Here is a 12,675-nt window from a genome sequence, read left to right as displayed (position 1 = left end):
GAAGGGGGAACAGAAATTAAGAACCCAAATGCACACCATAAAAAGAATATTCGCTGCAAAAACACTGTACTGGCACCTGCTTATCAGGCTGGTGTTGTTTTGCTTTTGCGTGGGTATTGGTTATATATTCGTGGCTCCCCTTATTTGCTGGAGCATACTTGGGGAAGGGGCCGTTGGTGATCGCATCGCCAACGAGCCCTTGAATGCTTTCCTCTTTGAATACGGCACATTAATTATAGCGCTCTTCACTATTGCTATCTTAACCGGCCTCAATATCAAAAACAGAAAGTTTTCCGAAGCAAAATCATACGTTATAACGATGGTAATCGTCATTATACTATACTACTTTAGGGACCCTGTTCTATACTTGATTTTTTAACCCGTAAGCTATTGTCGGAATGAAAAGCAGCATCATAAAAGAAATCCTAACCCCCGCGTCATTGCGAGTATCCATCAGGGTGTGCCCTGAAAAAAAAGGTTATGACGTGTAAAAAAAACATACTGATAATCAACAACTTAATGCCACGTCATTATAAGGAACGAAGCAATCTCTACGCAGGATAGGCCGACATACAAAGCCGCTCTGCTAACCGGTAGATTGCTTCGTTCCTCGCAATGACGCGCTTTTTTTAATCAGTGTAATCGAAAAAACCGGCCATTAAACTGCGCAAGTTTCGGGTTCTTTGGCCTCCGGTACCACGGTACATTTGTGTCATAATTCATTATCATGGAAACACAAAACAACATAAACTTCCAGCGCATTGCCGAGGCAATCAGCTATATCAGGCTCAACTTTAAAGCCCAACCTAGCCTGGATGAAGTGGCCGAAAAAGTAAGTCTTAGTCCCTTCCACTTCCAGCGCATGTTTACCGATTGGGCGGGCATCAGTCCCAAAAAGTTCCTGCAATACCTCAGCCTCGATTATGCCAAAGGCATCCTGAAAGAGCAACAGGCCACCCTCTTTGATGCCGCCTATGAAACCGGCCTATCCGGCACGAGCCGCCTGCACGATTTATTCATCAACATTGAGGGCATGACACCCGCCGAATACAAAAACGGCGGCAAGGAACTCAGCATCAATTTCAGCTACGCCGAGACGCCCTTCGGCAATATTATCGTGGCATCAACCCCGAAAGGCATTTGCTATATGGCCTTCGCCGATGATAAGGATGACGCCTTTAACCAGCTTTACGCATCTTTCCCCAACGCCAGCTATTACCAAGTGGTAGATATGGCACAGCAGAATGCGCTATATATCTTCACGCGGGATTGGTCGCAATTGTCATCTATCAAACTGCATTTAAAGGGCACCAGCTTTCAGTTAAAAGTTTGGGAAGCCCTGCTCAAGATTCCGATGGGCGGCTTGAATACTTACCAAACGGTTGCCCATGCCGTGGAGCAGCCAACAGCCAGCAGGGCGGTAGGCAGTGCCATCGGCGCAAACCCCGTCGCTTTTTTGATACCTTGCCACCGGGTCATCAAATCTACCGGCGAGTTTGGCCAATACCATTGGGGTGCCGACCGTAAATCGGCCATCATTGGCTGGGAAGCCGCAAAAACGAACCATCTAAGCATTGTATAAATATGGAACTGCAACAAAGGATAGCACAAGTCGATTGGTCGGCAATTGCCGAAAGCCTCAACACCAAAGGCTACGCCACAGTCCCCAACATATTATCTGCCGATGAGTGCGATGCGCTGGTGGCGCAATACGGCGACGACACAAGCTACCGGAAAACCATCCAGATGGAAAACCACGGCTATGGCATTGGGCAGTACAAATACTATGCTTACCCCCTGCCCGGCATAGTGCAGCAATTACGCGAGGGGATTTACCCCAATATTGCCACGGTTGCCAATAACTGGATGAAGGCTTTGGCGATAGAAAAAACATTCCCCAATACCCTAAGCGAATTGACAGATCTATGCCATCAGCATATGCAATTACGACCAACGCCCCTGATACTGAAATATGGCCAGGGTGGCTACAATGCCCTGCACCAGGATTTATATGGCGAAGTATTCTTCCCTATGCAGACGGTGGTGTGCCTTAACCAGCCGGGCCAGGATTTTAAAGGCGGCGAGTTCGTACTGGTGGAGCAGCGTCCGCGTATGCAATCAAAAGCCATTGTATTGAACCCCGGCAAGGGCGAAATGCTCATCTTCACCACCAATTACCGGCCGGCGCAGGGTGCAAAGGGCTATCACCGCGTAAACATGCGCCACGGCGTAAGCGAACTCCGCAGCGGCGAGCGCCACACGCTCGGGGTGATTTTTCATGACGCGAAGTAGGGGGTAGTTTCCCTTCGTCATCCCGCCTCGTCAAGTGTCCACACTTGACGAAAGAAAATGGCAAGCGTCCACGCTTGCAGATTTAGCATTCGGGCGGGACGTTCACAAGTTTTGCGTTCGAGTCAGGTAAGCGTGGACGCTTACCACCATTTTGCGCCAAGTGTGGACACTTGGCGCGGCACCGGGTGATTTAATCGCCAAGCGGTTGTGTCCGCGTCGCGAGCCGACTCACCCCCAACCCCCTCTCTACTTCGTAAAGAGGGGGCTTTTTTTTTTGATTTTTTTCTAAACCCTCTTTGCGGAGCAGAGAGGGTCGACGCCCGCGCATGCGGGCTGTCGGGGTAAGTCAAATCGCCACGCGGCATATCCACAAAGCCTCCCCCCGTCCAAAATTCCAACAGAATTGTATTACACCTTTACGCACTTAGTACATAAGGCAAAAGCCGTATCGTTCAATTAAATGAAACACCTACTCTACCTGTTTGCTTTCCTTACCATCAGCAGCAGCTGTTTTGGGCAAACCAAAACGCTGGATGGGTATTTGCAGCTGGCCCTAAAGAATAGTCCGCTGATCAAAGACCTTAACAACCAGGTTTTATCGGCACAGATAGATAGTGTGCGCATCCGCGCGGGTTTTAAACCGCAGGTGGCCCTCAACGCGGGCGGACTTTACGCCCCGGTGATCAACGGCTATGGCTACGCCCCCGCCATCACCAACGAACATGCACTCAACGGAATAGTCACGGTCAGCAAAACTTTTATTGGGAAAGACTACTTAGGCAGTCAGTTCGCAGCTATCGGCCTCAGTCAGGATTCCTTGCGCAACAGCATTAAGTTATCCGAGCAAGATCTGCGGCGCACCATCATTGGTCAGTACATTACGGCTTATGGTAGCCTGCAGCAGCAGCAATTTAACCAGCAAGTGGTAAACCTGCTTAAAGGCGAAGAAGACCTGCTAAAAAAGCTCACCCGGAACAATGTTTACCGCCAGATCGATTACCTGGCTTTTTTGGTAACGCTGAAAGGGGCGCAATTGCAGCTATCGCAAAGCAGACTGCAATACCAAACCGATTATGCTACGCTGAACTATTTAAGCGGTATAGCGGATACCAGCGTTGCCGAAATTGCCAAACCCGAACTTGTACGGAAAGTGATTTACGACCGCAGCAACAGCATCTTTTTTAAACAATACCAGCTGGATAGCCTGCGCCTGGCCAACAGCCGCAAACTCATCGATTACAGCTACCGGCCTAAACTAAGTGCCTATGCAGATGGTGGCTACAACTCTGATCTCACCAGCCAGTACTACAAAAACCTGGGTGCCAGCGTAGGCTTTAGCCTTACCATGCCTATTTACGATGGCGGGCAAAAAAAGCTGGCTTACAAAAAGCTGGCCCTGGAGCAGGAAACGCAGCAGGTGTACAAAGCCTTTTACTTTAACCAATACCAGCAGCAACTCAATCAGCTTAACCAGCAGATAGACGGATACGACCGGCTGATTGCCGAGATAAACGAACAATTTAAATACGCCGAAAGCCTGATAAAAGTAAACACGCAGCTGATGCAAACCGGCGACCTGAAGATTGCCGACCTGATACTCGCCATCAACAGCTACCTCAGTATCAAAAACCAGCTGGCGCAAAACGTAATCAGTCGGCTGCAACTCATAAACCAACTCAACTACTGGAGCAGATAATGAAACGATATTCAAAACCCATTACCGTTTTACTGGCCTGCGTGTTTGCCATGGCTATATATAGCTGCGGCGGCAATGCCCCTGCGGCCGATGAGGAAGAGGTGGCCAACCCGCAAACACCCGTTACCGTTACCACCATCGCTAACAGTGCGCTAGCCGATTCTATAGAACTCAACGCAACCTCCACCTTTATGCAAAAGAATTACGTAAAGGCCAATGCCATCGGCTACCTGCAACAGGTTAATATACAGCCGGGGCATTATGTAGAGAAGGGGCAGCTGATGTTTGTGATCAAAACCAAGGAGGCGCAAAGCATAGGCAATACCATCAACGTGCTGGATACCACCTTCAAATTCTCGGGCATTAACCGCATCAGGGCAGCGCGCAACGGCTACGTGACCGATCTGGCACACCAGGTGGGCGATTACGTACAGGATGGCGACCAACTGGCCACTATCAGCGACCGCGAGAGTTTCGCTTTTGTGATGCAATTACCCTACGAGCTCAAAAGCGTAATGGCAGCCAACCAAAACATCACCCTCACCCTTCCCGGAGGCGAAAAGCTGAGCGGGCATGTGGCCTCTACCATGCCATCGGTAGATACCCTTTCGCAAACGCAGGGCATCGTTATCAAAGTGAGCAGCAGCCACCCTATCCCCGAGAACCTGGTGGCCCGCGCACTCATCATCAAAACCGCCAAAAGCAGCACACCAGCGCTGCCCAAATCGGCCATTTTATCCAACGAAACGCAGGATGAATTCTGGGTAATGAAACTCATCAACGATACCACCGCCGTAAAAACACCGGTAAAAAAAGGCATCCAGTCGGGCGGGATGATTGAGATATTGTCGCCAAGGTTCAACCCTACCGATAGGATAGCCGTAACGGGCAACTATGGTTTGGCCGATACTGCGAAAGTCAAAATCGTAAAACCATGAACGAGTTGGAAAACTACTTCATCACCCATAAAAAGCCCATTAGCCTGGTTCTTTTTATTGTGCTGCTGGGCGGCATATTCTCCTACTCGCGCCTGCAAACATCGCTCTTCCCCGAAATTACCTTCCCGAAGATAAAGATCATTGCCGATGCAGGTCTACAGCCCGTGAACAAGATGATGGTAACGGTGACCAAGCCGCTGGAGAACGCCATTAAACAAGTGCCCGATCTGCATTACGTGCGCAGCACTACCAGCCGCGGCAGCTGCGAAATATCGGCCTATATGAACTGGGATGCCGATATCGACCTGAGTCAGCAACGTATAGAAAGCCGCATTGCGCAGATCAAAAACGATATGCCGCCCGAAGTGACCGTTACGGTGGAGAAAATGAACCCCTCCATTTTGCCCGTAAGCGGATACACGCTGGAGAGCCATAACCTGTCGCCCATAGAACTGAAGCAGCTGGCCACTTACACCGTAAAACCCTTCCTCTCGCAGGTGGATGGCGTATCGGAGATACGGGTGATAGGCGGCAAAAGCAAAGAGTACTGGCTGGTGCTGGACAGGCAGAAGATGAGTGCGCTTGGCCTTACGCCCGACATGATCAGCAACACACTTATGCAAACGGCGTTCATTAAAGCTAACGGGTACCTTGCCGACTATAAGATGCTGTACCTTACCGTTACCGATGCCAGCGTAAACACCAGCGAGCAACTGCAGAACCTGGTGCTGAGCAACAACCGCAAGCGCGTTATCCAACTGAAGGATATTGCAGACATACAGGTGAACCCCGGCGTAGAATACACCAAAATAAACGCCAACGGGCACGAGGGTGTGCTGATAGCGGTTATCAAACAACCCAACGCCAACCTGGTAGAGCTATCTGCCGCCATGACCAACAAAGTAGCCGAACTGCAAAAAGTGCTACCCAAAGGCGTAAGCCTTAAGCCCTATTACGTTCAGGCTGATTTTGTGAACGAATCGGTAAAGAGCGTCAGCGACAGCCTGTGGATAGGCCTGGCGTTGGCGATCATCGTAGCCATAATCTTCCTGCGCTCGTTAAAAGCCAGCGCTACGATATTGATTACCATCCCCATAACGCTTTGCCTTACGTTGATCGTTTTGTACGCCTGTGGCTATACGCTCAATATTATGACTTTGGGGGCAATTGCGGCGGCCATCGGTTTGATTATAGATGATGCCATTGTAGTGGTTGAGCAGATACACCGCACTCATGAGGAGCACCCCGAAGAGCCGACCCTCACCTTGCTGAAAAAAGCTATCGACTATCTGTTGCCGGCCATGATAGGCTCGTCCATCAGCACCATCGTGATATTTATCCCTTTCCTGATGATGACGGGCGTAGCCGGTGCGTATTTTAAGGTGATGACCAACACGATGATCATTACCCTCGCCTGCTCCTTTTTCGTAACCTGGATAGGGCTGCCGGTGATTTACCTGCTGCTCACTAAGGAGAAACAGGTAAACAACAAACAAGCTAAAGTAGAGGCCCATGAGGTAAAGCAGCAGCGCTGGGTATCGTTCTTTATCCTCAACCCATTAATCAGCATTATTCTCATCGTAGGCCTCGTCCTGGTTATCGTTTTTATCCCCGGCAAACTGGAGACCGGCTTTTTACCCGATATGGACGAGGGCAGCATCGTGCTGGATTACACCTCCCCTCCCGGTACCTCGCTGGAAGAAACCGACCGGATGCTGCGCGAGATTGAAAAACTCATCATTAAAGAACCGGACGTGGCGGCATACTCACGCCGCACAGGCACCCAAATGGGCTTCTTTATTACCGAACCCAATACCGGCGATTATCTCATCCAACTGAAAAAGGGGCATGAGAAAACTTCCGAAGAAGTGATAAGCGATTTGCGCCTGCAAATAGAAGCGTCGCAGCCAGCCCTTCGGGTTGATTTTGGACAAGTAATTGGCGATATGCTGGGCGATTTGATGACCTCCACCCAACCCATCGAGATAAAAGTTTTTGGCGATAACCAGGCAAAACTGCAAGCCCTTGCCAAACAGATAGCAGATATTACTACCAATGTAAAAGGTACTGCGGATGTGTTCGACGGCATCGTAATTGCCGGCCCCTCAGTAAACATCGTACCCGATTATAGCAAGCTCGCCCAATATAACCTTACACCAGCCGCGCTGCAAACGCAGGTACAATCGGCACTGGAAGGGAACGTGATTGGCAACCTGTACGAGCGGGAACAGCAGTCGCCCATACGTATGGTATACCCTGGAAGCCGCCTGCAGGATGTGGCTGGTATTAAAAACCTCAACATATTCATGGCTGATGGAAGGCTGGTCCCCATAACCTCGCTGGCCACGGTAGAGCTGCATCCCGGCGACGCCGAGGTAGAGCGCGAAAACCTGCAGGCCATGGGCGTTATCAGTGCCCGTTTAGAAAACGCCGACCTGGGCAGTGTGATGCCCGCCATACAAAAAGGCATCCACGATAAAGTAAACCTGCCACCCGGCTACCATGTGGAATATGGGGGTGCCTATGCAGAGCAGCAGCAATCGTTCAAAGAGTTGCTGATGATATTGATTACGTCGAGTTTGCTGGTGTTCGGGGTGATACTGTTCCTGTTCCGGCAGTTCAGGATAGCCTTGCTGATATTGGTGGTTGCGGTGCTGGGTATCGGCGGCAGTGTATTGGCCTTGTTCCTAACAAATACCCCGCTCAACGTGGGCAGCTATACCGGTCTGATCATGATCGTGGGCATCATCGGCGAGAATGCCATCTTCACTTTCTGGCAATTCCGCGAGAGCGCCAAAACCAGCAGTATAGATGAGGCTATCGTATATTCCATTTCCACGCGCCTCCGCCCAAAACTGATGACCGCTCTGGGTGCCATTATTGCACTGACCCCACTGGCCCTCGGGATAGGTGCCGGGGCACAATTGCACCAGCCATTGGCCATCGCGGTAATCGGTGGTTTCCTGGCAGCACTGCCCTTGTTGCTGATTGTTCTGCCCAGCATGATCCGCATTTTTTACCGCAACCATTCATTCGCCAGGAAGGCATAACAAGAGCAAAGAAAAAGACCGAAAAACCAAAGAAAATCAAAGATTTTTAAAGGTTTTTTACGGTCTTTTTTGCGATTTTAGTCTACGCCGTCTGCTTTTAGTTTATTCAAAAGTTCATCTAAATCTACCTCGGCAAATGCGGTCGAAGAGTCGGATACGCCGTAGGGAACGATGAGTTTGTTGTTATGCACAATGGCTCCGCAGGAATACAACACGTTGGGTACATAGCCTTCGCGTTCATCGCTGTTAGGCACCAGCAAAGGTTCTTTCAGGCGGCCTATTTCTATAGTCGGGTCATCCAACTGTAAAAGACTGGCACCCAGCACATAACGCCGCATCGGGCCAACACCGTGGGTAATCATCAGCCAGCCCTCTTTCGTTTCAATAGGCGATCCGCAATTGCCTATCTGCACAAATTCCCAGGTAAATTTGGGTTGCTGTAGCAGCACGGGTTTCTCCCATATGTTGATCTTATCCGAGTACATGATGTAGTTATTGCAGCCATCTATCCTGCTGATCATCACATACTTACCATTCACCTTGCGCGGAAATAGCGCCAGGTTCTTGTTCTGGGCACCTGCACCGTACAGGGGCATTATCTTGAAGTTATAGAAATCATTGGTTTGCAGTAACTTAGGCATAATTAGCGCACCATCGTAAGCGGTGTAAGTGGCGTAATAAACGGAAGTACCATCCTCGTTTACGAACTGCACGAAGCGGGCATCCTCTATCCCCTTCCGCTCATACTCGGATATGGGGAAGATAACCCTATCGGATATATCCGTATCCAGCGAAAACACGATCTCGTAATAGGAATCGGCCAACCAAAGCACCTTATCGTACTCCAGCTTTTTCATATCGCTCTCCTGAAGTCGCTGAGAATCAAGTATAATACGGCGCAGGTTGGAGTATTCGAAGTGATGATCCAGCTTGCCCTCCAGCTCGTGCAGTACATCGATATTAATCTGGGTGATTACCGCTTTATCGAAAAATAGCTTTTTATTGTAAACAGCGTTACGAACTATCTCGGCTTCATCGATGTAATTACCCGCTGGTAAAACACTGATATTGTTATATTTATCTATCAAAGCCCTACGGAACGTGATGGATGAGATATGCCCTTCGCCCACTGCCCTGAAGCTGATGATCACGCGGCGTTGCCCATCTTCCATCTCGGTTTGGTCAGGGTCCGCTACGATGGATGGATTAAAAAACGCAGCCGACTCAATCGAATACTCGTGCGTAAAGTACGATCCGATCAGGAGTTTTCGGTAAACGGTAAGGCTATCAAAATCTATCCCTAATTCCTCAAAAAGTGGCTTCAGCTTGCTGCAATGGCGGTTTAGTACCCGGGTAATATTGCGGTGGCGTTTAGAGTACTCTTGCAAAAGGGGCGATACAATGCCGAAGGCCTCTTCCTCTGTAATAGCCATTACGCGCTGCAAAACTTCCTTAGCCCTGTCATTCCCGTTAAAAAAGAACCTTGCGATCACACGCCTCGGGTCCGGATTCACTCTTATTGGTTTTCGCTCTATCGAAAGTCTCATCTATGGATATTTTATGATTAACACCTGTGCGGTTAAATTGATTTGGGCAATTCAACAAAAACCCGCAGGACCGGTAACAGGCAATGCCGGGCCATATTGCCGCGGCGAAACTCTTAATAAAAGCGTTAAAACCGCGAATTGTTTAGTAAATGTGAATTTCCCGGGGCTTACAGCATGCGGTTGCGTTTGATGAGGTACTCGTTAAGGATACCGTTATAGCCCTGCGCAATATCGGCATCCACCAAATCGATGTGGTACTGGGCACATTTAAGTTCCAACTGGTGGCGGTATTCGTTAAGGGTGGCGATATAGCTGTCCCGGATTTTATTGGGATGCACCCTTACCTCCTCGCCGGTTTCCATATCTACGAAATGGTGAGGCCTGTTGTCGAAATTAAATTCTACCTCCTGCTGCCTGCTGGTAATGTTGAAGATGACCACCTCGTGCTTTTTATACTTAAGGTGCTGTATTGCAGCGAAAAGCCCTTGCATTTTTTGCGGGTTGAGGCTGTTCTCCAGCATATCGCTGAAGATAATAACCATCGAGCGCTGGTGTATCTCACCCGCCAGATGGTGCAGCACGCCCGAAATATTGGTTGTCGTATTGGCTTTTGGGTTATTATACGCTTTCTCCAGCTGGGCATACAGGTAAAACAAGTGCGCCGATGTGGAACGGGCGGAACTCATCCAGTCCATCTTATCCGAAAAAAGGCAAAGCCCGAAAGCATCGCGCTGCTTTTTGAAAAGATACATGAGCGAGGCGATGGCATACACCGAAAACTGCAGCTTATTGGTACCCTCTACCGGGAAGTTCATGGACGAGGAGGTATCCAACAGCAGGTAACAGCGTAGGTTGGTTTCTTCCTCAAATTGCTTTACGAACAACTTATCGGTACGGGCCAGCAGTTTCCAATCGATATTTTTTACCGATTCGCCGTTGTTATATAGCCTGTGTTCGGCAAATTCTACCGAGAAACCGTGGAAAGGACTTTGGTGCAGCCCGGTGATAAAGCCCTCAACAACCTGCCTGGCAAGCAGTTCCAGATTGGCCAGTTGGCGCACATGTTGGTTGTTGTTTAATTGAGGCATAGGGCAAGGTAGCGAATTTAGAGATAAACGCTAATCATAAACGTACGACAGGGCGAATTATTTCGGAATACTATTACCCAACCGTCGGTTTAAACCGACGGCATTGAAGGCGGATTAGCCCAAATTCCATCTAATCAATGAGCAATCCACCTCCATTGCCGTCACATTCATGTGACGGAAGGCAGCATAGATATCAAGCTTAGAAAAAGCCCTAAAACCTCGTATACAATGCCGTTTGTACAACATGATTAACCGTGTAGGTAGTTGCCTGCTTGCTGTATTGGTTAAGATAACCCACCTCTGCGTCGAACTTTTTGCTGAAACGGAAACCGATGGCACCATAGGCACGGTTTTGGTCGAAGAAGTGCTTGTTTACTTTGTTCTTGTTCTGCACGTTCACGAAAATTTCGTTCTGCAGGGCCAGGAATGGGCCTTTTTTGAATACCGAATCGCTTTTGAACGGGATAACCGACCGGGCAAAATAGCGCAGGCGCTGCGCAAAGTAATGGTCATTAGCCGTTGCCGACGTGTTGCCCAAAAAGCGCTGTTCTAACCTGAAACGGTGCTGCAGGGTAGCGCTGCGGCTTATTTTATGATTGTAGATGAACTGCTCCCATATCCGGCTCTCGGGGCGAAAGGTTGATGCGCCGCTTGCAGAGCGACCATTGGCAGTTACATAAGCGTATCCCAACGCACTTATCTTATTATTAGCAAAGTAATAATTTACTGCCGGGCGCAAAAGCACGTTGCGCAAATAATCAAACTGATCTGCCGAGCGTAGTTGCCCATCGAAAGACATGCCCCAATACTGCGAGAAGCGCTGTGTATGAAACAATGCTGCCCAGCCAGAGAATTGATTATCCTGCGCCAATAATTTACACGGTACCAAAAAAGTTGAAAGCAGCAAAAGCTGAAAGATTTTTTTCTTCATAATTTGTAGATATGGCGCTTTGAAAGCGCGTAATGAAAAATAGCAAGCCTCAGTGTGGGGGGCACACATTTTTACGGCTAACTGGCCAAAAATAGCAATTTGGGCAATAATTACTCTTTTAATTTCGCTATCCGTTTACGCCCCAAATCATACATCAGTCTAAAAGCTTCCTGATTGCTGCCACTGCTGAGCGGCGTTTGATGGAAACTAAGCACAAACTGGCCGGTTAACCCTTTGTATAAGAATGGGGTGTAAATGATATCCAGGCGGTTGTAGGTTTTGTATTGGTAATAAGCATCGCCGTAAGCTACGCTGTGTCCATCGCCTTTGTAAAATTCATCGTACAGCGCAAAGCGTTTGTAACTAAAAAAGGCGTTGGCCACAAAGCCGGTGGGTTTTTTAAACCCCGATACGTTGCGCTCCCGCTCAAATGACATCATGCCCCCCGCTTCTATACTCAAGGAATCGAGGAAGGTTTTGTGGCTGAAGTTGGCACCCAGTTTTACTTGTATAGCTCCGTTATCGCGGATATGGTCATCGGGGATGGGGATTGCCGGCCCTGCATCATGCAGCAAAAAGAAATAGTGCGAAAGGTAGAAAGGCCCCTTTTCAAAGGGCTGGTACTTGCCCGAAAAGCCGAATAGAAACTGCTCGCGCTCGGTATCGGTTTGGCGGCTTGTCCAATCAATCCATACCGTTTCATTGAAGTTGGCGGTATGGTATTTGGCCAGCAAGCCCTCTATGTTTGGGCGGAAGTAGCGGAGCGTATCGTTCAGCAAGGCGCGGGGGTAATCCGTCAGCAGGCCCTCTCGCGGGAACTCCCCCGCGTTGAATAGCCAGCGTTTGCCGGTATGATTAAAATAAGCTACCGGGTTCACTTTCAAAAAATAGGGTTTGGCACCAAACTCATGCAGGCCGTTAGCGCCTACAATAAAGCGGTTGACGCTGTCCAAATTCAATCCAAAATCGAAAGCCAGCTGGGTGCCCGAGTAGGTGCGCGAGCGTATCAGCGACTCCTTATATTCCCGGTTGTCAAAAAAAACCGAACCATTGAAATGCACATCTACCGTTTGGGCGGCAACGGCGTGGGCAATCACAACAGTAATCAGTAACAGGTATATCTTTTTCTGCAT

The 12,675-nt window shown here is 49.1% G+C and carries 10 protein-coding genes; 6 read left to right on the top strand and 4 right to left on the bottom strand.

Annotation, left to right across the window (positions count from 1 at the left end; genetic code table 11):
* The first annotated feature begins 28 nt into the window (after positions 1-28).
* From E2R66_RS01765 to E2R66_RS01740, 6 genes are all read left to right on the top strand, one after another.
* On the top strand, positions 29-379 hold the full coding sequence (locus tag E2R66_RS01765) for a hypothetical protein (RefSeq protein ID WP_133229454.1): 351 nt from the start codon (positions 29-31) through the stop codon (positions 377-379).
* Positions 380-727: 348 nt separating this feature from the next.
* Positions 728-1,582: a methylated-DNA--[protein]-cysteine S-methyltransferase gene (locus E2R66_RS01760; RefSeq protein WP_133229456.1), complete on the top strand. Its 855-nt coding sequence runs from the start codon at positions 728-730 to the stop codon at positions 1,580-1,582.
* A gap of 2 nt (positions 1,583-1,584) precedes the next feature.
* The gene (locus E2R66_RS01755) at positions 1,585-2,292 is read left to right on the top strand and encodes a 2OG-Fe(II) oxygenase (RefSeq protein WP_133229458.1); all 708 of its coding nucleotides are present in this window, start codon (positions 1,585-1,587) and stop codon (positions 2,290-2,292) included.
* A gap of 460 nt (positions 2,293-2,752) precedes the next feature.
* Positions 2,753-3,988, top strand: a complete 1,236-nt coding sequence (locus E2R66_RS01750; RefSeq protein WP_133229460.1) for a TolC family protein — start codon at positions 2,753-2,755, stop codon at positions 3,986-3,988.
* On the top strand, positions 3,988-4,926 hold the full coding sequence (locus tag E2R66_RS01745) for an efflux RND transporter periplasmic adaptor subunit (RefSeq protein WP_133229462.1): 939 nt from the start codon (positions 3,988-3,990) through the stop codon (positions 4,924-4,926). Before E2R66_RS01750 ends, E2R66_RS01745 begins: the two co-directional genes overlap by 1 nt.
* Positions 4,923-7,976: an efflux RND transporter permease subunit gene (locus E2R66_RS01740; protein ID WP_240049206.1), complete on the top strand. Its 3,054-nt coding sequence runs from the start codon at positions 4,923-4,925 to the stop codon at positions 7,974-7,976. The genes E2R66_RS01745 and E2R66_RS01740 overlap by 4 nt, the downstream gene beginning before the upstream one ends.
* A gap of 77 nt (positions 7,977-8,053) precedes the next feature.
* Here the strand turns inward: E2R66_RS01740 and E2R66_RS01735 are convergent, their stop codons facing one another.
* From E2R66_RS01735 to E2R66_RS01720, 4 genes are all read right to left on the bottom strand, one after another.
* Positions 8,054-9,523: a glycoside hydrolase family 130 protein gene (locus E2R66_RS01735; RefSeq protein WP_133229464.1), complete on the bottom strand. Its 1,470-nt coding sequence runs from the start codon at positions 9,521-9,523 to the stop codon at positions 8,054-8,056.
* Between the two features lie 167 nt (positions 9,524-9,690).
* Positions 9,691-10,611 (bottom strand): DUF58 domain-containing protein, encoded by a 921-nt coding sequence (locus E2R66_RS01730; RefSeq protein WP_133229466.1) that lies wholly within the window; start codon positions 10,609-10,611, stop codon positions 9,691-9,693.
* 211 nt (positions 10,612-10,822) lie between these two features.
* Positions 10,823-11,542, bottom strand: a complete 720-nt coding sequence (locus tag E2R66_RS01725; RefSeq protein ID WP_158288317.1) for a DUF2490 domain-containing protein — start codon at positions 11,540-11,542, stop codon at positions 10,823-10,825.
* Between the two features lie 110 nt (positions 11,543-11,652).
* The gene (locus E2R66_RS01720) at positions 11,653-12,675 is read right to left on the bottom strand and encodes a hypothetical protein (RefSeq protein WP_133229470.1); all 1,023 of its coding nucleotides are present in this window, start codon (positions 12,673-12,675) and stop codon (positions 11,653-11,655) included.

The sequence above is a fragment of the Mucilaginibacter psychrotolerans genome (assembly GCF_004519315.1).
Taxonomy (GTDB): domain Bacteria; phylum Bacteroidota; class Bacteroidia; order Sphingobacteriales; family Sphingobacteriaceae; genus Mucilaginibacter; species Mucilaginibacter psychrotolerans.
The sequence above is the reverse complement of the archived record's forward strand: the minus strand, read 5'-3'. Positions and strand labels throughout refer to the sequence as shown.